The organism is Hymenobacter lucidus (genome assembly GCF_020447265.1).
GTDB classification, from domain to species: Bacteria; Bacteroidota; Bacteroidia; order Cytophagales; family Hymenobacteraceae; genus Hymenobacter; species Hymenobacter lucidus.
Genome location: NZ_JAJADR010000002.1, coordinates 1 through 25858 on the forward strand (window position 1 = coordinate 1; position 25858 = coordinate 25858).

Genomic DNA, 25858 nt, shown 5'->3' on the forward strand with positions numbered 1-25858 from the left:
TGCACCTGGGCCTCGAACAGACCCACCAGCGTCTGGGTCGTATCGTAGGCGGCGGCCGTGGCGTTGAAGGCCTCCAGCTGCTGCACCTGCTCCAACGCACTCAGATAGGCTACCTCGCCAATAGGCTGGTCGGGTGACTGTAGCACGGCATCGAGGAGCTGCACCAGGTGGTCTCCTAGTTGGGTCACCAGCGGAGCTTCCAGAATATCCGGGTTGTATTCGATACCTACCTCCAGGGCTTCCCCAACCTCGGTGAAGTTGAAGATCAGGTCGAACTTGCTGAACTGGTGCTCACCGCCGGCATAGGCACTGATTTTCACGTCGTCGGGTCGGGCCGCGGCGGTATGCAGCTCGGTGTTCTGCAGAATCAGCATCACGTCGAACAAGGCACTTCGGCTCATGTTACGGGGCAGCTGCAGGGCTTCAATCAGCTCGTCAAACGGGTAAGCCTGGTGCTCGTAGGCGTCCAGTGTAATCTGCCGGGTTTGCGCCAGAAGGTTCCGGAAGGAATCATTGCCGCTGAAGCGGCTGCGCAGGGCCAGCGTGTTGAGGTAAAAACCAATCTGGTTTTCCAGGTCGGCGTGCTCGCGGCCAGCAATAGGCGTACCGATGATGATGTCTTCCTGGCTGGTGTAGCGGTACAGCAAGGCATTCACGGCGGCCAACAGGCCCATAAACAGGGTGCTTCCCTCCTGCTGCGCCAGCGCCCGTATTTTTTGGGTAGTCGCGGCGCTGATCGGCTTGGTGAGCATAGCGCCGTTGTAGGTTTTCACGGCGGGCCGGGGCTTGCTGGCGGGCAGCTCCAGAGTAGGCAGCTCGCCTTGCATCTGCCCGAGCCAGTAGGCTTTGTGCGGCTCAAAAGCGCCCTGACTCAGCAGTTCGCGCTGCCACACTGCGTAGTCTTTGTACTGAATAGGCAACGGCGCCAGCTGCACCGACTCGCCCCGCAGATTGGCCTGAAACACCTGCTTGAGCTCAGTGGTCAGAATTTCCATCGACCAGCCGTCGCTAATAATGTGGTGCATCACGAAAACCAGCACCCACTGCGCATCGGCAATCTGATACACGGCGGCCCGAATCAACGGGCCTGTTACGAGGTCGAAAGGGCGGGTGGCCACTTCCTGCACCAGGCTTTTCAGGTACTCGCCGGACTCATTTTCCTGGCGCAAATCCTGGTACGTTACCTGGAATCCGGCTTCGGCGGCGGGCAGAACATACTGCCGGATTTCGGCCTGCTCATTCTCGCGAAATACAGTTCGCAGAATCTCGTGGCGCTCCAGCAGCGTGCGGAAAGACTGTTCCAGCGCCGGCAGGTCGAATTCTTCGAACAGGTACACGCCCGGCATGTTGTGCGCCGCATTGCCCTGCTCAAACTGGCTGAGCACCCACACGCGCTGCTGCGAGGAAGAAAGCGGGTAGCTGGGCTGCACAGGGGCGGGCAATAAACTTTTGTAGGCACTTTGCACCGTGTCACTGATCATGCGGGCCTGATCTTCCAGTACCGGAAAAGTGAAGAGCTTTTTGAGTTCCACCTTCACCTCAAAGGCTTTGCGGATCTGACTGATCAGGCGCATGGCCTTGAGGCTGTGCCCGCCCAGGTCGAAGAAGTTATCCTTCACACCTATTCTTTCGCGGCCCAGCAATTGTTGCCACAGTTCGATAAGGGTAGCCTCCGTCTCGTTGCGCGGCCCTACGTATTCCTGGGCTCCGGGCGTCCAGCCGCTGTCGGAGGTCGAGAGCTTCTTTTTATCGACTTTGCCATTCGCCGTCAGCGGCAGCTTGCCCAGCACATGATATCGGGCCGGAATCATGTAAGAAGGCAGCTTGCCCAGCAGGTAGCTGTGAATGGCGGCCACAAACTCCCCGGCACTGCTGCCGGCTTCCTGGCTGGCAGAATTGGCCACCAAGAAAGCGTGAATCTGCTTCTCGTCCCCCGATTCGCTGATTTTCAGCACTGCATCGGCTACGTGCGCATGCTCGTGCAGCACAAATTCAATTTCGCTAAGCTCAACGCGCTGGCCTCTTATTTTCAATTGGTTATCCTGTCGGCCCATCAGCTCAATACTGCCATCGGGCAGACGGCGGGCCCGGTCGCCGGTGCGGTAGATGCGCTGCCCGGGTTTCAACGGGTGCGCCACAAACTTATCGGCCGTCAGAGCAGGCTGGTTGAGGTAGCCACGGGCCAGCCCGATACCGCCCGTGCAGATTTCACCCGTCAGAAAATCGGGGCACAGCATGCCATACTCGTCCACAATCAGCAGATCGTAGTTGGGCACAAATTCATCGAAGCGGGTAGCCGTACCGGCCTGGCACACCGCGCCGACCGTATCGATGGCTGTTTCGGTTTGCCCATACACGTTGAACAACGTGTAGCCCTTGGCCACAATGGCGTCCTTCAGCGGCTCGGTCAGCCGGTCGCCGCCGCAGAGCAGGTACTCCAGGAAATCAAGCTTGGGAGTGTCCAGAAAATACTCGGCGAGGACGTCCGGTATTACCTGAATAAAATTGATCTGGTATTTGCGCAGGTAGGCCAGGAAAGTGTCTTTATCCTGGCTTTCTTCCTTGAGCGGGATATACAGCGTGAGGCCATTTATGAGGGCCGAGTAAATTTCCTGGAAAGCAATGTCGATTACGCTCTTTGTGAGCTGCACAATGCGGGTATCGGCGGTAATAGTATACCGCTCATTGTACCAGAACAGCAGGTTCATGATGGCCGCGTGCTCAATCATAATACCCTTGGGCTTGCCGGTAGTACCAGACGAGTAGATGACGTAGGCCAGGTCTGAGGGCCGCGGCCGGGCAAGCTCAAGCTGGCTCGTGGGCAACTCGGCCGTGGCCGGGTTTACCAGCCGGCAGCCGGGCAGGTCAATAGCCGAATCATTTCCATCGGTCAAGATGAGGGTCAGATTTGCATCGGCCACAATATCCCGCACGCGCTCCGCCGGATACTCCTTGTCGATGGGCACATAGGCAGCCCCGGCCCGCAGAATACCTGTAATGGTAGCTACCAGCAGCGCCGAGCGGTCCATCAGCACGCCCACCAAGGCCCCGGTGCCACCGGTTTCAGCGGTTACCAGCGCCGCTATTTTTTCGGATTGCGCCGCCAGCTCCGCATACGTCAGCACGGTTTCGCCATACACCAGCGCGGCTTTTTGCGGCTCATGCGCTACCGCCTGCCCAAACAGGTCTATTACCGTTACATCCTGCGGGTAGCTGCGCGTATTATTCTCAAACCGCGCACTCCACGTTGTTACTTTATGCGGCGGAATACTATCACAGGCCGCCAGGGTTTTGTTCTTATTCTGCGCAATACCCGCTACCACCTGAAGCAAGCTTTCTGCCATATCCTGGAGCATGGCCGTCGGATAGGCAGTAGCCCGGCAGCTTATTCTCACGAAGGTTTCCGCTTCCTCTACTACCTCAAAAAGCAGCTCTTGCTCCGCCAACCAAGGGCCTGGCTCGTGTAGTCGCGAATAGGTAAAGCCAACGCCTTGCAATGGAGCTAAGCTGCCATTGCGGCGCGCGTACTCCCGTTGTAGAGCCGCTTCGTCATACTGCCGGTTTTTGTGGGCCGCATTCAGCGCTTCGTGCACTTGGCCGAGCAGCTCGTGGGTTAGAGTTTCTCCGTTCAGGTGCAGCCGGCAATAGAGCGTGCCGCTCTGCGCAACGTCAGTGCCGGGCAAGGCCAGCGGCGGCAATGCCACCAGCAGCTCATCCTGATAGGAGTATTTCCAGAGTACCGTGGCCAGCCCGCTCAGAAAAAGCTTGAGCACGTTCAGATCTTTGTCGCCGGCTATTTTCCGGATGGCCGCCATATCGGCGGGCCCCACGGGCAGGCTCACCGTGCGTAGCTCGGCAGCAGCCGGCTCGGCCACGCTTGGCAGACGGAGCGCTTTGGCATCCTGGAGATAGTCTACCCAATAATTCACGGCACCGAATTCAATCCTGGACATACTGGCTTAGTTTATTACAATCACTCGGGAACCGTGGTGCTGGCGCAGCACGCGTGATTTGCGGAGGTCGGACGTGATATTCACCCGTTTCAGCCACCGGTCGGTGCCATCGAAGCGCGGCGGAAAGGCTTTGCGGCCGTGCACTACCCGGTAATTATCCAAAAAGACCACGTCGCCCTGCTGCAGCACCAGTTCATAGAGGGATTTTTTGAACTCCAGCGTGATTTGGCGCAACGCTTCCCCGGCCTGCTCATCGCCCGGCACGGCCTGCATAAACGAAGGGTCTATCTTGACGTACGGTGCGGTGGCATCCCCGAATAGCACCGATTGCGGCAGCGTGCTTTTCAGATGCTCGTTCTCGAAATTCTTATCCATCTGAAACAGGTAACGCGGCTCAAACAGGAGCTTCTTCGTTTCCTCATCCAGGTTGATATCCTGTATCGAGCCGATGACGGTGGGAATCTGTTCGATATTGCGCAGGCACATTAAGGCCAGATAATCGGCCCGGAACGGGTGAAAGGCCTCTTCCGTGTGCCAGTCGAGGTCAATCATGCTGCCCGTGCTGAGCTGTTCCTTCTCGTGCGATTTAAGCGGGAGAATATTGTTGATCAGGGCCCCGTCGCGCTGGCAGCTCCAGCCGAAGGCATCCCCGATCTGCGAAATCAGCAGCATCAGCATGAAACCTTCGCGCCGAGCCGAGCCCTCGTCGATTTCCTTGCTGGTCGCGGCTGGCGTTTCCCCGATGCCGGAATCGTCGATATGAAAACCGCGGAGCACCAAGGTTCCATTATGATTTTCCCGATATTTGAATTCACTCAGACTATGCAGAATGCGCTGGGGCAACTGGGCGGCGTAGGCACGCACCCGTAGCAGGAAGGCTTCTTCACAGGGCAAGCTGTACTTCTCCATCAGCATGCGCAGCAGAGCATCTAGCTGCTCGTTCTCCTCCAGGCTCAATTCAAGTATATACATATATTTATATTTTTAAAAATGACTCCTATAGTGAAGCCAGGGACATGGCCCGGAATAAAATACTCCACGGTGCCTTTTCCAGGCTTAGTGCAAAAAGCACCGTGGTTTTGTTACAGAATAGCGCAGCCGGGCGGCAGCAAGCCGACCAACGGTAGCAAAATGGTTGTGACGACCAATAAGAAACAGGGAGTGCCGACCGAACCTACAGGTCCAGGTCGTTAATCAATTCTTCCTCGGAAGGGGCAGAATAGACGAGCGTGCTGGGGGGTGGCGACAGTAAATTAGCTTGCGTGTAGGCTAAGTGCCCAAGTTGTGTAATAGTCATAGCAGGATTAGTAACGATAGCTGCCAGCAGATATTCCAGATGGTCAGCTAAGCGAAGGATAGTGGTATGCTTAAATAATGCGGTATTATAGATAATTTTTGCCTTGATCGTATCATCGGCCTCTTCGAAGTCGAAAGATATATCAAATTCACTTGTCAGGCTCTGACTTTTTTCGTAGCCCGTAATTTTTAATCCAACTAAGTTGTCCGGCGCTTCCACCGGGCCATCGGCCGTATTCTGTAGTACGACCGTCACGTCCATCAATACGTTTCGACTCAGGTCCCGGCGCAGGTTTAGCTCCCCTACCAGTTCGTTGAAAGGATACGCCTGATGCTCATAGGCCCCCAATGTTACGACTTTTATGTTTTCCAACAGCTCCCGGAAGCTATTTTCTCCGCTGAATCTGGTTCGCAGGGGCAGCATATTTAGATAAAAGCCAATCTGGTTTTCCAGCTCGGGGTGCTGCCGGCCGGCAATGGGGCTGCCGATGATGCTATCTTCCTGACGATTGTAATGAAAGAGCAACGTATTGACAGCAGCCAGCAGGCCCATAAACAAGGTAGCACCCTGCTCGCGGCTCACGGCTTTAAATCCTTTGCTCAGCTCGGCGGGTAGCACCTTTTCTATTGTGGCACCTTCGTAAGACTTGTACTCGGGGCGGGGCTTATCGGTGGGGAGCTGTGCTACGGGCAACGGCCCTTCGAACTGCTCCAGCCAGTAGGCGCGGTGCGTTTGAACATCGGCTGCCTGCAACTGCTGCTGCTGCCAGGCGGCAAAATCCTTGTACTGAATGCGCAGCGTGGGCAGCTGGGCCGGTTGATTTTGGGCGTAGGCGCCGTAGAGCTGCAGCAGCTCCCGAATCAGGACCTCCATCGACCAGCCGTCGCTGATGATATGGTGCATCACGTACACGAAGACCCACATCTGCTCTTCTATCTGCACCAGGCTACCGCGCAGCAGCGGGCCAGCTTCCAGATCAAAGGGCTGCTGAAATTCAGCCTGCACCAGCTCCGTTATTTCCGTTTCGTCGGCCCCACGCAGGTCGGGGTAGGTCAGGCAGAAGCCGTGGGCATCAATCGGGTTGATAAACTGCCGGACGTCGCCATCCTCGTCTTCCCGGAATACCGTGCGCAGGATTTCGTGACGCTCCAACAAAGTCTGGAGCGAGCGTTCCAGGGCATCCTGATTGAGAGAACCTTCAAACACGTAGGCGGCCGGCATATTGTAGGTACCGCTGCCTTCTTCGAGCTGCGACGTAATCCAGAGGCGGTACTGCGACGAGGACAGCTGGTAGCTGGGCTGCGGCCCGGCTTGCGGAATAACGCTGAAAGCCGCCGTAGCCGCCCGGCGAATCAGCTGCGCCTGATCTTCCAGAATAGGATTGGCAAACAAGTCTTTTAGCTCCACCTTGGCTTCAAACACCTTATGCACCTGGCTGCTGAGGCGGGTGGCCTTGAGGCTGTGCCCGCCCAGGTCGAAGAAATTATCCTTCATCCCAATGCTTTCCTTGCCCAGTAGCTCTTGCCAAATCAGCTGTAGCTTCTCCTCGGTTTCGTTGCGGGGCGCCACGTACGTTACGCCGCTTTCCAGCCCCAGCCCTTCCGGATCGGGCAGCTTTTTGCGGTCTACCTTCCCGTTTACGGTTAGGGGCAGATGGTCGAGCGACACAAACTGGCTGGGCACCATGTAGGTCGGCAGGGTTTTGCCCAGGTGAGTGCGAATGTCGGAGGTGGTAATGGGCGCGCTGCTTACCAGGTACGCCACCAGCTCATTGTCGCCGCTGCGGTTGATTTTGGCCAGCACGGCGGCCGCCTGCACGGCCGGGTAGCGGCGGATGGCATTTTCGATTTCCCCGAGCTCAATGCGGTAGCCCCGGATTTTGACCTGGTCATCTTTGCGCCCCATAAACTCCACGGTGCCATTAGCCAGCCAGCGGCCCAGGTCGCCGGTGCGGTAGAGCCGCTCGCCTGCCCGGAACGGATCGGCCACAAACTTTTCGGCTGTCAGGGCCGGCTGGTTGAGGTAGCCACGGGCCACGCCAGCCCCGCCAATGCAGATTTCGCCGATAACGCCCACCGGCAACAGGTGCTGCTGCTCGTTGGTGATATAGATGGCCGCATTCTGGTTGGGCGTGCCAATGACCGTACCCCGGAACGAGTGCTCATCCTTCGAATACTGCATGATGGAGACGAAAACCGAAGTTTCGGTGGGGCCATACATCACGTTGATACGGGCGTTGGGAAACAACTCGCGCATGCCTTCCAGCACATGGGTGGGCACCGCGTCGCCGCCGATAAACAGGTCCGTCAGGGCCAGGTAGTCGCCGGCGGAGCTGGTCGTGCGGATGTGGTTTACGACCTGCGAAGCCAGGGCCGGCACTGAGTCGAAGGAATTGACACCCTTGAGCTGCTCAGCCAGCGCCGGAATATCTTTCACCGACGCATCGGGCAGCAGCAGCACGGTGCCGCCGGAGAGACACGGGAAAAACAGCTGAAACAGGGAAATATCGAAGGCGTAGGAGGCCACCGCGGGCAAACTGATGGTTTGCCCGTGCAGGAACCGCGCCCGGCAGCTGCCCAGGAACGAAACGATGTTGCGATGCTCAATCATGACGCCTTTGGGCTTACCTGTGGAGCCCGAAGTGTAGATAATGTAGGCCAGGCTAGTGGACTCGACAAGAGTTGGGGCCAGCGTGCCGGCGTAGCGCCGGATATGGCCCAGGTCAAACTGCTGCTTGTGCTTGACGAGGTTGCCCGAGGTCTGATTCCGGTCGATGCGCATGAGGGCATCGTAGCGGAAATCGGTTAGCTCGTTGGCAATCGTGTAAATCTTATCGGTGTAGCTGATGGCGGCAATGCCGATCTGGTCGGCAATCAGGTCATCGAGGTAAGCCCGGGAAACGAACAGCTCGGCCGACAGGTCGGTTTTGGTGCGGTAGCCCTCGGCGGCGTGCTCCCGGGCAAACTCGGTGAGGCTGCTGATGAGGTCCAGGCGCCGGTCTTCGTCCATGATGTCGCCCAGGAAAAGCAATCCGGTGGGGTTCATCTTGTCGATGACCTTGGTCAGCACCCGACGCAGGTAGTTGTGTCCGTCGAAGCTCTGAATTACGCTGTTGATGATGACCAGATCGAAGCCGCTGTCGTCGAGCTGATCTATTTCGTGGGCCGGCAGGCACGACAGGGTAATGTGGCGGTAGCCTTTCGCATCGACCTCCTGCTGGGTATTGGCCAAAATGGACGACGACAGATCGGTGCCGTGGTAGGCGCCCACGTGGGGCGCAATTTGGAACATAGTGAGGCCCGAGGCGCACCCAATTTCCAGCACTTTCATGCCGGCGTGCAGGTGGGGCTTGAGCTTGAGGAATGCATTTTCGCTGTATTCCTGCATTTCCTCCTCACTCAGGTAGGCGCCGGTGTAGGAGCTCATCCAGCCGCCGCCCGAAATAGCATCGGTGGCGGTGGTGCCCACATGGTCCCACAGGTCTTTGCGCATCAGGTCGTTGCGCAGCAGCCCCCGTTCGTTGTAGAGGTCGGCCGAGTCGATGCAGATCAACGATTTGAGTGGGGTTAGCCGCCACTGCAGCCGGTTGGCAAACTCAATCTGGTCTTTCTCGGTGAGCAGCACCTCAATGCCGGCATCTTCGAGCATAAATAGCAGCCGCTCTTCGGGGTAGTTGCTGTCGAGGGGCACGTAGGCACCGCCGGCTTTGAGAATACCCAGAATGGACACGAGCAAATCGGCGTTGCGGGACTGTAGCACACCTACGCGACTTTCCGGGGCCAGATGGAGACTCTCGGTGAGGAAATTGGCCAGTTGGTCGGACCGCTCGTTGAGCTGCCGATACGTGAAGGAGCCACTTTCATCGACGGCCGCCACCTGATCCGGATACAGCCGGCTTTGCTCGGCGAAAACGTCGTGGAGCGTAGCAGCGGAGCCTTGGAACGAGGCCGGTGCCGTAACGTAGCGCTGCAAAAGCTGCTGCTCCTCGTCGGCGCTTACCATTTTAATAGCCGACAGCAGCGTAGCGGGCTGGCTGAGGGCCTGCTGCAATACGGTCTTGAAATGCTCAACCAGCCGCTGGATAGTGGCCAGATCGTAAATGGCCGAGTAGTATTCCAGGTTGATGGCAATATCATCCTGCTGCTCGGTCACAAACCAGGTCATGTCGAACTTGGCCGTTTCGGGGCCCTTCCAGCGCGAGAGGATGTCGGCCTGCACGCTCTCGAACTCGTTGCCGGCCAGCAGGATGGATTTGTCGGCGGTGGAGGTGGCAAAGTTCTGCACCACCATCGATACGTCGAAAACCGGGTTGCGGGCCGGGTCGCGCTCCACCTTGAGCCAGTCGACCAGGTTTTCGAACTGGATATCCTGATTATCGTAGGCCACCAAACACTGGGAAGCCACTTCCCGGTAGAAATCAACAAACGTTTTGCTGCCCATCGGCTGGTTGCGGATGGCCAGGGTATTGACGAACATACCCACGATACGGTCCAGGTCGGGGTGGCGGCGGCCGGCAATACCGCAGCCCACCACGAGGTCTTCCTGGCCGGTATAGAGGTGTAGCACCACGTTCAGGGCCGCCAGCAAGCTCATTTGGAGCGTACCCTGGTGCTGCTGGCCAAAGCGCCGCACCTGCTGCGTCAGCTCGGGGCCCAGCAAAAACTGGTAGCTGGAGCCTTCGAAGCTGAAGTGCGCGGGCCGGGCCCGGTCCGACGGGAAGTTGAGCTTGGGCAGGCTACCGGCGAATTCGGAAAGCCAATACTCCTTCTGAGCCTCAAACTGGCCGCTTTCCAGCTGCTCGTTCTGCCATTCGGAAAAGTCACGGTATTGCAGCGGCAGCGGCGGCAGCTGCTGGCCCTGATAGAGCTGAAAGAAGTCACTGATCAAGACTTCCTGCGAAGTACCGTCGGAAATGATGTGGTGAATATCGACCACCCAGGCGTAGCCCAGGCCCTGTATGTTAATCAGCGAGGAGCGCAGCAGTGGCGCCTGCGTCAGGTCGAAAGCCCGCAGGTAGGCTTGCAGATAGGCCTCCAGCTCCTCGGGGGCGCACTCGTGCTCATCCAGCACAAAAGGCACCTGGGCATGCACCCGCTGGCTGGCTACGCCCTGCACCTTGATGAAGGAAGTACGTAGGCTGTCGTGCCGCTCGATGAGCTGCGTGAGGGCCGAGACCAGCTTTTTCTTGTCGACGGTGCGGCCCAGGTAGGTTACCAGCGGCATGTTGTAGCTGGTGCTTTCGGGGGCCAGCTCCTGCAGGAAATACACCCGCTTCTGGGCCGACGACAGCGCGTAGTACTCCTTGGCCGGGGCCGGCTGAATGCTGGTGTACGTAGCCTGGTCGGCGGCGCTAATGAGTAAGGCCTGCTGCTCCAGCACGGCGTGGGTGAAGATTTTCTTCAGGTCGAGCTTGACGGCGAAATGCTGACGCACCTGGTTGATGAGGCGCATGGCCTTGAGGCTGTGCCCGCCCAGGTCGAAGAAGTTGTCCTTTACGCCGATTTGCTCCTTGCCCAGTATTTCGGCCCAGATTTCGGCCAGCGCGGCTTCTACTGCGTTGCGCGGCGCCTGGTAGACTACCCCGGCGGCCAGCACTTCGCCCGGCAGCTGGAGCAACTGTTGGCGGTCTACTTTCCCGTTCGACGTCAGAGGTAGGGCCGGCAGCTGCACGTAGGCCTGGGGCAGCATGTAGGCCGGCAGCTGTTCGCTTAGGTAGGCTCGCAGCGGCTCCAGAGCAAGCTCCTGGTGACTGACCACATAGGCCCACAGGCTCTGCTCGCCTGCCACCGTTTTCACCAGCACTACCGCCGAATCTATCTGCGGGTGGCTTTGCAGCACGTTTTCTATTTCACCCAGCTCGATACGGTAGCCGCGCAGCTTTACTTGCTCGTCTTTACGGCCCAGAAATTCCATATTACCCGTAGGCAGCCAGCGGCCCAGGTCGCCGGTGCGGTAGAGCCGGGCGCCGGCTTCGTCGCTGAAGGCGTCGGCCACGAAGCGCTCCGCCGTAAGCGCGGCCTGGTTCAGGTAGCCACGCGCCACGCCGGCACCGCCCACGTACACTTCGCCCGGCACGCCGATACCAACGAGCTGCCGGCGACTATCGAGTACGTAGGCCGTGCTGTTGGCAATAGGCTTGCCGATGGGAATAGCCTGCTCCCAGGTTTCGTCGATGGGGTAGCAGAGCGAGAAGGTGGTATTTTCAGTGGGGCCGTAGCCGTTGATGATGCGCAGACCTGGGTAAGCAGCCCGCACGGCATTGATGTGCTTGGGGGAAAGTTTGTCGCCGCCTACCAACGCATAGTTGAGCTGGCTGAAGATGGCAGGGTCAATATCGACGAGCTGGTTGAACCAGGAAGCGGTAAACCACGCCATAGTGATGCGCTGCTCCACAAGGTACTGCTTCAGCTGAGCGGGGTCCAGGAGCTGCTCCTGGGGCAGCAGATGCAGGGTGCCACCGTTGAGCAGCATACCCCACAGCTCGAACGTGGTGGCATCGAACGACAACGAGCCGGTTTGCAGCAGCTGGTCGTTGGGGCCGAAGGTAATGTAGTTGGTATCTTTTACCAGCCGCACCACATTCCGGTGCTCGACGAGCACGCCTTTGGGCCGGCCCGTGGAGCCGGAAGTGTACATCACATACGCTAGGTCGGTAGCCTGGTGCTGCGGTGCCGGCGGCTGCACCGGATACGCAGTCTGCCGCTGCAGGAAGCGGGTTAGCTCGGCCTCATCCAGCACGAGGGCGCAGCCGCTGTCGGCCAGCATATACTCAACGCGCTCCGCCGGATAGTCAGCATCGATGGGCACGTAGGCGGCACCGGCTTTGAGAATACCCAGCGTGGCAATTGCCCACCACGCGCTTCGCTCCAGCCGCAGGCCCACCAGGGCATTGGGTTTCAGCGCGTATTCGGTACGCAGGTAGTGCGCCAGCTGATTGGCCTGCTCCTCCACCTGCTGGTAAGTCAGCTGCTGATCCTGATACACCAGCGCCACTTGTGTTGGGTGGTGGGCGGCCTGCTCCTCGAAGAGCTCGGTAATGGTTTGGTGCTTCGGATAGGCCGTGGCAGTAGCGTTGAAATCGACCAGCAGCGTCTGCTTTTCCTGCTCACTTAGGTAGTCCAGCTCCAGCACCGGCTGCTCCGGCGCGGCTATGGCAGTCTGGAGCAGTTGCTTGAAATGCTCACCGATACGGATGGCCGTGGCGTGGTCATACAGATCGGTGTTGTACTCTACGCGCAGGTGCAGCTCTCCCTCTTGCTCCACGAAGTTGAAGGTGAGGTCAAACTTGCTGGTGTGGTCTTCCAGCTTGTCGTAGCCCCGGATAGTCAACTCGTCCACCGTCCGTTCAGCTCCCTGCCCTTCGTTGTCCTGCAGCACCACCATCACGTCGAACAAGGCATTGCGACTCCCGTTGCGGGGTAGCTGCAGGCCTTCTACGAGCTCATCGAAGGGAAAATCCTGGTGCTCGTAGGCACCCAGGGTTATGTGCTTCACCTGCCGTACCAACTGCCGGAAACCATCCTCGGCTTCGAACCGGGTACGCAGCGCCAAGGTATTGACGTACAAGCCAATCTGTTGTTCCAGATCGGCATGCTGGCGGCCAGCAATGGGAATTCCGACGATAATATCCCGCTGGTTGGTATAGCGGTAGAGCAGGGCCTTGACGCCGGCCAGCAGCCCCATAAATAGGGTGCTTCCCTCCTGCTCACATACTTTTTTCAGCGGCTCGATAATGGCGGCCCCGAGCGGGGTCGTTACCGCACCGCCCTGGTACGTTTTCAGCACCGGACGAGGCCGGTCGGTGGGCAGCTCCAGCAGCGGCAGGCTGCCTTCGAACTGCTGCAGCCAGTAGGCGCGGTGCTCCTGCATGCCTGGCGCGCCAAGTTGCTGCTGTTGCCAGGCCGCGTATTCTTTGTAGTGAATGCCCAGCGCAGGCAGCGGGTTTTGCTCACCCCGGGTATGGGCGTAGTAGAGGGTCAACAACTCCTGCAGGATGACGTTCATCGACCACCCGTCGCAGATAATGTGGTGCAGTACATAGGTCAGCAGCCACTTATGATCTTCGAGCTGATAGAGCGTAACGCGCAGCAGCGGACCGGCCGCCAAATCAAAGGGCGTGAGGCAATCCTGCTGCACGGCCTGGTTCAACGCCACGGTTTGGGACGGGGCCGCGCGCAGGTCGCGGCGCGTAATGCTGAAGCCGGTTTCTTCGGCCGACAGCACGCTCTGCCGGATATCCCCGTTTTCGTCTTCCCGGAAAACTGTCCGCAGAATTTCGTGGCGCGCCACCAGCGTCTGGAAAGCCGCCTGCAGGCTGGCCTCGTCTACATTGCCTTCGAATACATAGGCGCCCGGAATGTTGTAGGCCACGTTGCCTTCCTGAAACTGGCTGATAACCCACAGGCGCAGCTGGGCCGCCGACAGCGGGTAGAATTCCTGAGTCGGTACGGCCGGAATACCGGCGTAAGCGGCCTCCAGCGACTTTTTCAACAGGCTGATAATATCTTCCTTATGCTGCCGCAGCTGGTCGCGCTCCGCCAGGCCGAGGGTTTTCACGTTGCCGCTCAGCTTGATATTTTCCCCAGAATCGTCGAGGGCAATGCTAATGCCTTTCTGGCGGCAATTCGATAGAATATCTAATACGTCTTTCATGCTTTATATCTGGTACAGCTTGCTAACTATAGGATTATTTCGTCTTCACCCTCGACCACCACTTCACTCCCGGCTTCCATCCACTTCACCATTTCAACATAGTTGGAGAGGTGCTCGATAGTTGGATCAATGAACAGGTTTTTCAGGTCGATTTTCACGCCGTACACCTCGTGGATGCGGGAAATGACGCGGGTTGCTTTCAGGCTATGGCCGCCTAAGTCAAAGAAATTATCCTGAATACCGATGTTGTTGCGCTCCAGCACCTCTTCCCAAATCGTGATGATCTGCTGGTCGATGTCATTGCGGTACGGCACGGGCTCGGCCAGGCTTTGGGCGGCTTCTTCGGGCTTTGGCAGCGCCGTTTTGTCCAGCTTGCCATTTGAGTTGAGCGGGAAAGCCGGCACAGCAATCAAGAAAGCGGGCACCATATAGGCCGGCAGCAACTCCTTCAACTGCTGCCGCAGCCGGGTCGGATTTGTGTCGTCGTCGTGAATGAAATAGGCGGCCAGCTCCACTTCCCCGCCCGAGTTTTTGGTGGGCAGCACCACCGCGTCGGTTACGCCCGGCTGGCTGGCAATGGTTTTTTCGACTTCGGCCAACTCAATACGGTGCCCCCGAATCTTGACCTGGTCATCCTTGCGGCCGATGTACTCGATGTCGCCGGAGGGCAGAATGCGGGCGTAATCGCCCGAGCGGTAGAGTTTGCCGGGACCCGAGGGGTTGTTGATAAAGCGCTGCTCGGTTAGCTCGGGCTTGTTGAGGTAGCCCCGGGCCACGCCGGCTCCACCCACGCACAGCTCCCCGATAACGCCCACCGGCACCTGCTGCAGGTCCTGATCCAGAATGTAGCAGCTCAAGGTCGGAATCGGCAGCCCCACGTTGCTGCGGTTGGCATCTATTTCCTCCAGCGTAATTTCCTTGTAGGTCACGTGCACAGTCGTTTCGGTGATGCCGTACATGTTGACAATGCGGCAGGCCGGGAAAGCCTGGTGCCATTCGCGCAGAATGGCCGGCATCAGTGCCTCGCCCCCGAAGATGAGGTAACGCACCGGCAGTGGCAGCTGGGTTAGCCGGGCCTGGTTCGTTTGTACCAGGCTGCGGAAGGCCGTGGGCGTCTGATTCAGTACCGTGATGCGCTGCTGATGCAGAAAGTCGTAGAAAGCCGTGCTGTCCTGGGCTATTTCCTTGGGCACCATCACTACCGTACCCGCCTTGAGCAGAGCCCCGTACATTTCCCAGACGGAAAAGTCGAAACAGTAGGAATGAAACAGTGACCACCGGTCGTCGGGCGTGAAATCGAACAGATCCTGCTCGTTGAAAAGCAGCCGCGTCACGTTTTCGTGCTCGATCAGCACGCCCTTGGGCAGGCCGGTGGTGCCCGACGTGTAAATCACGTAGGCCAGGTCGTGGGGCTGCACAGCGGCGCAATACGCTGCGCCGGAATAGTCGAGCGAGGTAACGTCGATGAACACTCTATCGGCCCATTGCTCCCGCACGTCGGCCCGGGGCTCGGTGTCATGCAATACAAGGCGGCTGGCACTGTCTTCGAGGATGTAGTTGATGCGGGCCGCCGGATAGTCGGGGTCGACGGGCACGTAGGCGGCGCCGGCCTTCAGCACCGCCAGAATAGCCACTATCATCCATTCGCTGCGGCTGAAATGCAGTACCACGAGGTCCTGGGGCTGTACGCCGTGCTCCTGCACCAGTTGGCGAGCCAATTGTCCGCTACGCATATCCAGGTCGCGGAAGCTGAGCTGCTGCTCGCCGACCACCAGGGCCGTGCGGTCGGGGTAGGCCTGCACGGCCCGGGCGAAGAGGCTCACGATGGTAGCAGTCTGGTCGTAGCGCACCTGGGTCTGGTCGGCCTTGGAGGCCAGCAGCGCCACCTCGCCGGCATCGAGCAGGCTGATGTCCTTCACGGCAATGGCCGGCTGGGCGGCCACCTGCGCAAACAGTCGGCTGAGGTGGGCCGTCAGGCGCTCTACCGTGTCTTTCCGGAACAGGCTGGTGTTGTATTCTACTCCGAGCGCCAAGCCTGCCGGGGTTTCTTCGAACGTAAAGGTCAGATCGTATTTAGCCGTGCCGCTGGGCAGCGGCAGCGGCTCGAACTGCAGACCGGGCAGCACCTGCCACTTGCTGCTGTGGGGCCGCTCGTCGATATTCTGCAGCACCACCATCACGTCGAACAGCGGTGAGCGGGACAGATTCCGCTTCAGGCCCAGGCTTTCGACCAGCAACTCGAAAGGATACGCTTGGAACTCAAATGCCTGCAGAATAGCCTCCCTTTCCTGCCGCAGCAGGACCTCGAAGCTGGCTTCGCCGGCCAGCTGGGTCCGGATGGGCAGCGTGTTGACGTAAAAGCCAATCTGGTCCTGCAGCTGGTGCTGCTCGCGGCCCGCCACAGGCGTACCTACCACGATGTCGTTTTGGTTGGCGTATTTTTTCAGCAGCACTTTCACCCCCGTCATCAGGGTCGTGAACAGCGTGACGCCGGCCTGGGCCGCCACCTGCCGGATGCTGCGGGAAGCAGCGGGCGAAAATTGGAACGAATGCACCGAGCCCTGGTAGGTTTTGAGCTCCGGCCGGTGAAAATCGGTGGGCAGCTCCAAGGTGGGTACCGCATCAGCAAAGGCATTTTGCCAGAAGGCACTGTATTCACCGAGCCGCTCACCGGTGAGCTGGCCGCGCTGCCACACCGCATAATCCTTGTATTGCAGCTCTAGGGGCGGCAGTGCGCCATTTCCACCCGTCACTAGGTTCTGATAAGCTGCCACCACATGCTTGTACAGCACCACCACCGACCATCCGTCGCTGATCAGGTGGTGCATGTGGAACGAGAGCAGCTGCCCGCTGCGGGTAGTGAGCAGGAAGCAGCTGAGCAGCGGGCCTTTGGCAAGGTCGAAGCTCTGCTGCCATTTGCCGTGCAGAAACGCTTCTTCCTCCTTTGGTGTCATGGCCCGGTCAAGCCGGATTTCCTCAATCGAAAACGCAGACGCCGCCGCGGGCAGAATTACCTGCACCGGCTGGCCCTCGCGCTCGTCGAAAACGGTGCGCAGACTTTCGTGGCGCGCTATTACCTGCCGGAATGCTTGTTCGAGCTTGAGCAAATCCAGTTGGCCCCGCACCCGGAAAGCGGCGGGCATATGGTAGGCCGTAGAAGCTTCCTCAAACCCGGTCAGCACCCACAGCCTCTCCTGGGAGAAGGAAATCGGGTAATAGGGCCGAGCTTCCGCCAGCTGAATTACGGCAGTGGCGGCCGGCGCTTTGGCGGCAATGATGCCCGCCTGCGCCTCGATAGTCAGGGACGTAAACACTTCGTTGAGGGTCAGCTTTTTGCCGAATTCCCTCAAAATCAAAGACCGAAGCCGGGTAGCTTTCAGACTGTCGCCGCCCATTTCGAAGAAGTTCTGGGTGATACCCAACGTGGGCGCGTGCAGCACTTCCTGCCAGATGGCCAGCAGGCGGCGTTGCTCCTCGTTGGCGGGCGGCACGATGCTGCTGGCCTCCACTAGGCCGGCTATGGGGTCGGGCAGCTGGGCTTTGTCTACTTTGCCATTGCTGTTCAGCGGAATTTCGTCCAGGGCTACCCAGTAGGCCGGCACCATGTAGGCCGGCAGCCGACTACCCAGATACTCTTTCAGGGCCGCGCTGCTCAGGCTGTCGTCGCCCATCCAGTAGGCCACAATCTGATGCTCACCGGCCATTTCGCGCACCATTACCACGGCCGTAGCCACCTGCGGGTGCAGCTCCAACTGATACTGAATTTCGCCCAGTTCGATGCGGTAGCCGCGCACTTTCACCTGGTCGTCTTTGCGCCCAATAAACTCCACCATGCCATCGGGCAGCCACTTGCCCACGTCGCCGGTGCGGTACATCGTCAGACCGGGCACCCACGGGTTGGCCAGAAACCGCTCGGCGGTCAGCTCAGGCTTGTTGAAGTAGCCTTTGGCCACGGAAAGTCCGCTCAGGTATATTTCGCCCTCCACGCCTTCCGGCACCAGGTTGCGGTATTCATCCAGAATGTAAAGCTGCGTGTAGCCCACGGCCCGGCCTATCGGGATGAACGGATAATCGTCGGCTTCGAAGCGGTAAATGGTGCTGTAGGTCGTATCCTCGGTGGGGCCGTACAGGTTGCGGGTTTCGATGCGGGCAAAGTCCAGCTCGGTTTTGATTCGTTTCGGAATCGGCTCCCCCGCCATGTTGAGGGCCACTACGTTGCGCCAGCTGATTTTCTGGTCGAGCAGGTTGCGCACAACCGACGGTACCGTATTGAGCAGGATTTTCTCGTCCTGGTCCACAAACTCAGGGATTTCCAGAGCCGAGTCCAGCAGGCGGATGGTCTTGCCCTGCAGCAGCGGAAAGAAGAACTCGAACACCGACAGATCGAAGCAGTAGGACGTGGCGGCATACAGCACGTCGAACGGTGTGTGCGCAAATTCCTCGGCCGCCCATTTCAGAAAGGCAATGGTGTTGCGGTGGCATATTTCTACGCCTTTGGGTTTACCCGTCGAGCCGGACGTGTAAATCAAATAGGCCGTTTGCTCCCGCAGATCCTCGCCGGAAGGGGCAGCAGTAGCGGTGGTTTTGGGCAGCTGCCGCAGTTCTTCGAGGTGGATGATACGACCGGTATAGCCTTCGGGCACCATGTCCAGCCCGGTTTCATCTACAATCAACAGGGGCAGTTGGGCATCGGTAATAATATATTCCACCCGTGAAGCCGGGTATTTGGTATCAATTGGGACATAAGCCGCGCCGGCCTTCATGATGCCCAGGATGCTGCTGATAATCCACTCCGAGCGACCCATCAACAGCCCCACAAAGCGCGTGCTGCTGCCCGTTAAAATAGACGACAGGTAAGCCGCAATCTGGTCGGAGCGGCGGGCCAGCTGCGCGTATGATATCGTAGTGTCCTTGGTCAGAATAGCCGGGTGCTGCGCATAGTGCACAAACGACTCGGCCAATAATTCCTGAATGCTGGCTTCCGTTATTTCCCCAATCGGTTGGTTAAAGGCCGTTAAAATCCGGTGCTTTTCGGCCGTTGTGGCCAGCTCAATGGCGCTTAGCGGCTGCTCGGGCGCAGCGAGAACCTGCGAAATAATATGGGTGTAGGCCTCGAAAAACCGGGCTATTCGCGCCTTGCTGAACAGCTTGGCCGAGTACTCAATTTCCAGGTAAAACTTGCCGCCCGGCTCGAAGTCGAAATTAAACGTCAAGTCAAATTTGGATGGCCGGCGCTCCTCACTGCTCTGGCCGGCCGAATACAGATACGTATCGAGCAAACCTATTTCGAACCCTATCTGCTTGTTGGAATCGATGCTGCCGTAGCCGGTGGAGGCGCTCTGCAGCACCATCATCACATCGAACAGCGGACTGCGCCCCGTATCCCGCCGGATGTCCTGATCCTCGATGATTTTATCGAAGGGATAATCCTGAAATTCGAAGGACCGCACGGAATGCTCCGACACTTTTTGCAGAAACTCCAGGAAAGAATATTCGCCACTCAGCTCGGCCCGTAACGGCAGGGTATTGACGTAGAGGCCAACCTGATTTTCAAGGTCGAAATGGTTGCGCCCCGACACCGGCGTACCAATAACGGTGTCTTTCTGACCCGATAATTTGAACAGCAGAATGTGCAGCGCCGAGCGAAAGAACGCGAAGGGCGTAACCTGGTTTTGCTTGCAAAAAGCCAGGATCTGGTCGTACTGCGCCGGCGCCGGATAAAACTTGGACAGGCCGCCATCGAAGGTTTTTATGGCGGGCCGGGCGTAGTCGGCCGGCAAATTCAGGGGCGCCGGGCTGGTCTGAAACTGGCTTTTCCAGAAGCTATGGGCCTCGGTGCCGCGCGCACCATTAATACGCTGCAACAGCCACTGCGTGTAGTCTTTGTACTGAATGCGCAACGGGGCAGCAACCGGCACCGGCCCGTTATTTTTGCCGAGCTCCGCATAATAACGCAGCACCTCTGCTACCATCAGCCCAATCGACCAACCGTCGCTAATAATGTGATGCACCGCGAAGATCAGGGCGTAGCCGGCCTGCGCTGGCAGCCGCAGCAGCTTTACCCGAATGAGCGGGCCCTTTTCCAGGTCGAAAACCCAATTGGCGGCCAGCTCCGCCTCCGATTCGAGGTAGGCTTTTACGTCGGAGGACTCCGACAAATCCTCGTATTCAAGTGCAAAGGGCAGCTCGTCGAGAATTACCTGCCGCAGCTCCCCATCTACCTCCCGAAATACCGTGCGCAAACTCTCGTGCCGCTGCACGCAGGCCTGAAAAGCGCGGTTCAGATTTTCCCGAATAACGGTGCCTTTCAGATGCAGGCTGGTGACGATATTATAGGCCGCCGTGCCACCCTCAAACTGACTGAGTACCCACAGCCGCCGCTGGGCGTTGGAGGCTGGGTAATGCGGCTGCTTCTCAACGCCCAGAATAGGCGCAAACGCCACGGAATCCATCGAGTTTTTCAGAAAAGCAATCAGCTCATTTTTGCCGGCTTTTATGCGCTCAATGAATTCCTGGGTCAGGTTTTTTGTCTCGCCCACCAGCCGCAGTTGGTCGCCTTCCAAGCGCGGCACAACCTGGTTTTTCTTTAGCTCGGTTATAATTTCTAGGCTACTCATATAATAAGGCTCTTTCCGGAATTTTGTCCACTTTTCAGCCACAGCATGCTTTCTATGGCTGTTACCAATCCTAATAATGTATTATCCTGAAATACTTTCGACGCATCCATATTAATGCTCAGGTCGCGGCTGATGGTATTTAGCAGCTCCATTGCGCGTACCGAGTCAATGCCCATTTCGGTCAGCTCCAAATCGTCGCCCGAGCTAGTGACCTGGGGCGTGCCAGTTTTGGCAGCAATTAAATCCAGCAGGTAGCTTTTAATTGTGGCGTAATTACCATTCTCCAGCACGGCCTGGCGCAGCACCATATCGGGCTCCTGCTCCACCCGGCTTTTGGCCAGCCCCCGCTTCGACTCAAGTACCTGAAAGCCCTGCTGGCGGTAGATATCCTGGCACCGCACCCGCTGCAGCTTGCCGCTGGTAGTACGGGGAATACCCAGCACCGTGGTCAGCACGATATCGTAGGCCTGAATGCCAAAGGTGCCGCTCACGGCCTTTTCGATGGCGGCAATAACGGCAGCGCCATCCAGCCCCGGCATGGATGTGCGCCTGACTTCGGCCACAATTACCACTTCATCCTCGGCGCCGGCCGCCGGGGAATAGGCGAAAACGGATACTCCGTTATTTTCGAGTGCCGGATGACTTTGCGCCACGCTTTGCTCGATATCATACGGATATAAATTCTCGCCGCGGAAGATGAGCATTTCCTTTAGCCGGCCGTGCACATACAGCTGCCCTTGGTACAGAAAGCCTAAGTCGCCGGTGCGCAAAAACCGCTGACCCTGCACGTCCACAAAGTATTCTGCGTTATTTTTGGCCCAGTAGCCGCTGCTAACACTGTCGCCGGCAATACAGATTTCGCCCTCTTCCAGCTCCCCACATTCCCGCCCGGTATTCAGGGCTAGAACTCGCAGGGCCATTCCCTCGGCTACCTGCCCGGAGCTGACCACGGCTTTGGCCGACAAGTCGTTTTTATCAGCGAGCAGGATACCGTTTTTTTCCTTCTTTATAAATAACGGCTCCGGTTCCTGAGTGGCTTTACTACCGGCTACGAGCAGAGTAGCTTCGGCCAGCCCGTAGCACGGATAAAAAGCCGCGCTGCTAAACCCGGCCGCAGCAAAAGTGGAGCAGAAGCGTTGAATAGTGTCTACTCGTACCGGTTCGGCCCCGTTGTAAGCTACTTTCCAGGATGAGAGGTCGAGGCGGGCTATTTCTTCCGGAGGAATTTTGCTGACGCAATGGTCGTAGGCAAAATTAGGCCCGCCACTGTGCGTAGCCTTGTATTTGGCAATGCCTTTGAGCCAGCGCAACGGCATTTGGATAAAATGGTAGGGCGACATCAACACGCAAGTGCACCCCACATAAATGGTGTGCAGAATATTGCCGATTAGGCCCATATCGTGGTGAAACGGCAGCCAGGAAAAAATCACCGACTGCTCATCACACCCAAACGTGTTTTTAATTAGCAGTTGGTTGTGCATCAGATTTGCACTGGTCACCACCACGCCTTTGGGCTTACCAGTCGAGCCCGAAGTATATTGCAGAAAGGCTACAGCACCGGCCTCGCCCGCGGGCACCGGCGGCTGAATCGTTGACGCAACCACGGAATCGGTAGTAATGAGCACGATGGCCTGGGCGTTGATAAATTCCGGCAGGCCCTGTCTGATCTGGGCTTCCAGTTGCGCGCCCGTCAGAATTGCACTGGCTTGCGCGTCCTGCATCAGGTTTGTAAAGCGGGCCAGCTGCTTGCTGCCTTTTGCCAGAAATACAGGCACAGCAGTAACGCCCGCATACTGGCAGGCCAGGAAAGAAACCGTGAATTCAACCGCATCCTGGTAAACCAGCAGGGCTCTTTTTCCTTGCGGGTGCCGGTTGAGTAAGTCGGAACCGAGCTGCTGAACCCGGGTAAATAGCTGGGAGAAGCTAACAACCCTTTCCTGCCCCTCTCCATCTTCTAGAAAGACGAAAGCTGGCTTGTCCGGAAAATCAATTGAATGTGTTGCTAAGCAGTTAATTATATTCCACTCTAGTTTCATAATGGTTACTTAATATAGATATCCGGCCTGCCAAGAGCTACTGCTGCATACCAGCAGGTAATAGAATTATTCATTGCAAATTCTCGGCTTAATAAAGCGGCCCATTCAGCCGCTATTATTACACTTTATTATCTGGCTAATTTGCTCTTCATTAAAGCCCTAATGCCCAGCAACTGACTCTGCAGCGCGCTGTTTAACGTATAATTTCAGCCGCAGCAAGCATGGTATCTACGTGAGTATATATCAGCTATTAGCCAACTGTACAGGGCGCCTTATTATTTGTGGCTGGAAGACGACAGAATACTACGCATTGTATAACTATTTCAACTACTGCCTGTAGTACTAGTAATTATCCTACTCCAAAGGATACGAGTCGTTGCCGAGCGCTTTGCTTAGCTCTTACGGGGTATGGCGTAGTACGGTGTTCTTGGGGGGTATATTTCTAAGATATTAGTCTATAAGTAACATAAAACCAGGATATCAGGTTATAAACACTGTATTTCAACGGGCATTCTTTATCTTATATAGCTCTCCAAAAGTACTTGGATTTTCTTACCAAACAAATAATTCGCACTTAACCCCATATTGCTTTTGCCCAGATTGGGCCAAGTTGCTGAATCATTGGCAATCGTTGCTCTACCGCTAGTAACCACCGTGTGACTACCCCGCCCGGTTTACTTCTTCCAGGTTGGTATTGCGCCGCTTGGTTTCCACCTTGCCACCTTTGCTGAAGTTATAGCGCAGTGTCAGGCCCACGCTGCGGAAGCGGAAGTACTGGTTGAACTCATTCACGTTGCCATTGATGTTGGTGCTGAACCGGTACCGGTAGCCTTTAAAGAGGTCATTCACGTTCATGCTCACGTCGAGCTTTTCCTGTAGAAAGCTCCGTTTCAGGGCCAGGCCCACCCAGTGCATGGGTTTAATCTGGTAGAGCCCCGATGCCGTGGGGCCCAGATACCGCGCCTCAATTTCCAGCCGTACTTTCGAGGGCAATAGCAACGTGTGGTTGGATTGCAGCATGTAGTAGAGCTGCTCGTTGGTCAAAAAGCCGTTGGTGGCGTTGGTGCTGAACTTGCGGTATGATACCACCGCGGTATTCTGGGTATCCCACCATTTAGCCAGCTTGTAGGGTGCTACGGCCGTTAGGCCCAGGATGTGGCCGGTATCGAGGTTATCGGTGGTATACTTAGTGGTGGCCGCTTCCACATCCAGAATAGGCACTTCCGAAATAACGGCGGTCTGGTAGTCGTAGTTGAAAGCCAGGCTGTAAACCTTGCGCAGGGTATGCGTCAGGCGGAAGGCCTGCGTGTACTGCGGCCGCAGATACGGGTTACCCTCCTCGTAGGTGTATGGGTCGCGGTAGAAGCGGAACGGGTTTAGGCTACCGTAGTTCGGGCGGTTCAGGCGCCGGCTGTAGCTAAAGCCAAGCTCGTAGTCCTTCGTGATTTGCTGCTGGGCAAACACGCTCGGAAACAGGTTCAGGTACCGGCGCCGGGTGGCCTGCCCCGTGGTGTAGGATTCGCCCAGCGAATGGGTGTTTTCCAGGCGCAGGCCGGCTTGCAGCTTGAGTTGCTCGGTAGCCTTGCCACTCCAGTTCAGATACGCGGCCTGAATATTTTCGCGGTAGATAAAGTAGTTCGTGCGCAGTGGGTCGAGCACCAGGACCCCGTTGTTGAAATAAAATCGGGAGTCATTATCGGCCGTTACCTGGCTCACTTTCACGCCGGCTTCTAGCTTGTGGCCGGCGGCCAGCGGCCGGGTAAAATCAACTTTGCCCGCGTAGATGCTCAGCTCCGAGCCGGTGTTGGTATACTCCACGTTCCGGGTGAGCTGGTCAGTACTGAGGTCGGTGAAGAGGTTGTAGAAGTCAGCCTGTCCTTGGTTGTCAATCCGGACCAGGTCCAGGTCGGCGGTGAGCGTGGTGCCGGCCGTGTCGAGCTGGCCGTTGTAGTGGAGGTTGCCGGTGAAATTCCGGTATGTGGTGCGACTGAAATTATCCGCGTCGATGTAGCGGCTCGGCTCCTGCGGCGACGAGCCCAGGTAGGTATCGGTTAGGAAGTCCGATTCGCCTTTGCGGAAGGTATAGCCGGCCATAAACCCCACACTGTGACGCTTGCTCAGGTTGTAGTCGGCGCCCAGGCGTACTACCGGAGGGCTCTTGGAAACGAAATTGCCGGTAGCCTGCTGCTCGAAATACGTGGTGCGCTGCTCGGCATAAAACACCCGCGTAAAGGTGGCGTCGCGGCCACCCACTCGGCGGGAAGCGTCGAGGGTGAGGAAGCCGCTCCACTTTTCCTGTTTGGCATTCAGGCTGGCGCCGTAGGTGTGCCCCAACTGCTGAAAGTTGTAATTGCTGCTGGCGTATACGCTCCCGTTGAGTCCCCGCTGGGTGTTCTGCTTTAAGTTGAGGTTGAGAATGCCCGAGGTGCCTTCCGCATCATATTTGGCCGGGGGATTGGTAATAATTTCGATGTTTTTCAGATTGGCCGCCGGCATGCCTTCCAGCATACTGCGCAGCTCCCGGGCCGACAGGTACGTCAGCCGGCCATCGAGCATCACCGTCACCCCACTTTTGCCGTTGAGCTGAATGTTGCCGTCCTGGTCCACAAACACGCCCGGCGACTTCACCAGCACGTCGAAGGCCGTGTTGCCGGCCGCCATGGCCGTGCCTTCTACCGTCACCACCATCCGGTCGGCCTCCTGCACAATAGTTGGCCGCAGCCCTACCACGTTTACTTCCGCCAATTGCTTGGCATCGACCTGCAGCGTGAGTACGCCAAAATCATGGCCGGGCGTCGTGGGGCTGAGCTCAAACGCGGTTTCCTTCGGCAGGTAGCCCACCGCGCTCAGGCGCAACCGGTACGTGCCCGCCGTGGGAGCCTGAAGCTGAAACCGACCATTTGCGTCGGCCACCGTGCCCGTCACGCTGGTCGTGGCCGGCGCTTTCAGCACGGCCACGGTGGTAAACCCCACTACCGCGCCTTTTTCGTCTTTAATCGTGCCGGTAAGCAACGACCCCTGTTGCGCCCGGCCTGGGTAGGCCAGCAACAAAACCCAACCAAAGAGCAGAAGAAAGGAAAAGTGTTTCATGGGAGAGGCAGCTAAAAGAGCGGAAATAGGGCAGATCTGGTGGCTGGACTTACCAGCAGCGGCACCAGTCAAACGCGGACACCGACGTTAGTAAAAAAGGTTACCGGGCGGTGCTAAAAAAGTCGCCTCCCCGCCACCCGCATCGACGGACCAGGGCCAATGGCCTGGAACACGATTTACCTTTGCACTGGGTAGTGTATAGCGCAATAGAAA

6 protein-coding genes and 2 pseudogenes are annotated in these 25858 nt (G+C 57.7%); all 8 read right to left on the reverse strand.

The window, feature by feature from the left end; translation table 11 throughout:
• Positions 1–3953: non-ribosomal peptide synthetase (locus LGH74_RS06895; protein ID WP_226173798.1), on the reverse strand; the 3953-nt coding region annotated here is incomplete at its 3' end.
• Positions 3954–3959: 6 nt separating this feature from the next.
• The gene (locus tag LGH74_RS06900) at positions 3960–4925 is read right to left on the reverse strand and encodes a TauD/TfdA family dioxygenase (RefSeq protein ID WP_226173800.1); all 966 of its coding nucleotides are present in this window, start codon (positions 4923–4925) and stop codon (positions 3960–3962) included.
• A gap of 202 nt (positions 4926–5127) precedes the next feature.
• Positions 5128–6918 (reverse strand): condensation domain-containing protein, encoded by a 1791-nt coding sequence (locus LGH74_RS25185; protein ID WP_431357445.1) that lies wholly within the window; start codon positions 6916–6918, stop codon positions 5128–5130.
• Positions 6892–7926, reverse strand: a pseudogene (locus LGH74_RS25190) (amino acid adenylation domain-containing protein); the annotation flags it as partial. The pseudogene LGH74_RS25190 and the gene LGH74_RS25185, both read right to left, overlap by 27 nt.
• A 342-nt stretch (positions 7927–8268) precedes the next feature.
• Positions 8269–13902 (reverse strand): annotated as a pseudogene (locus tag LGH74_RS25195) (amino acid adenylation domain-containing protein); the annotation flags it as partial.
• Between the two features lie 26 nt (positions 13903–13928).
• The gene (locus tag LGH74_RS06910) at positions 13929–20519 is read right to left on the reverse strand and encodes a non-ribosomal peptide synthetase (protein WP_226173804.1); all 6591 of its coding nucleotides are present in this window, start codon (positions 20517–20519) and stop codon (positions 13929–13931) included.
• Positions 20516–22555, reverse strand: a complete 2040-nt coding sequence (locus LGH74_RS06915) for an AMP-binding protein (protein WP_226173806.1) — start codon at positions 22553–22555, stop codon at positions 20516–20518. The genes LGH74_RS06910 and LGH74_RS06915 overlap by 4 nt, the downstream gene beginning before the upstream one ends.
• Before the next feature lie 660 nt (positions 22556–23215).
• Positions 23216–25645, reverse strand: coding sequence for an outer membrane beta-barrel family protein (locus LGH74_RS06920; protein ID WP_226173808.1), 2430 nt, complete (start codon positions 25643–25645; stop codon positions 23216–23218).
• Between the last annotated feature and the right edge of the window lie 213 nt (positions 25646–25858).

What these genes read in the sequence shown, in the direction of transcription:
- LGH74_RS06900 (WP_226173800.1), bottom strand. Translation starts at nt 4,925, where the DNA reads ATGTATATACTTGAATTGAGCCTGGAGGAGAACGAGCAGCTAGATGCT.
- LGH74_RS06910 (WP_226173804.1), bottom strand. Translation starts at nt 20,519, where the DNA reads ATGAGTAGCCTAGAAATTATAACCGAGCTAAAGAAAAACCAGGTTGTG.
- LGH74_RS06915 (WP_226173806.1), bottom strand. Translation starts at nt 22,555, where the DNA reads ATGAAACTAGAGTGGAATATAATTAACTGCTTAGCAACACATTCAATT.
- LGH74_RS06920 (WP_226173808.1), bottom strand. Translation starts at nt 25,645, where the DNA reads ATGAAACACTTTTCCTTTCTTCTGCTCTTTGGTTGGGTTTTGTTGCTG.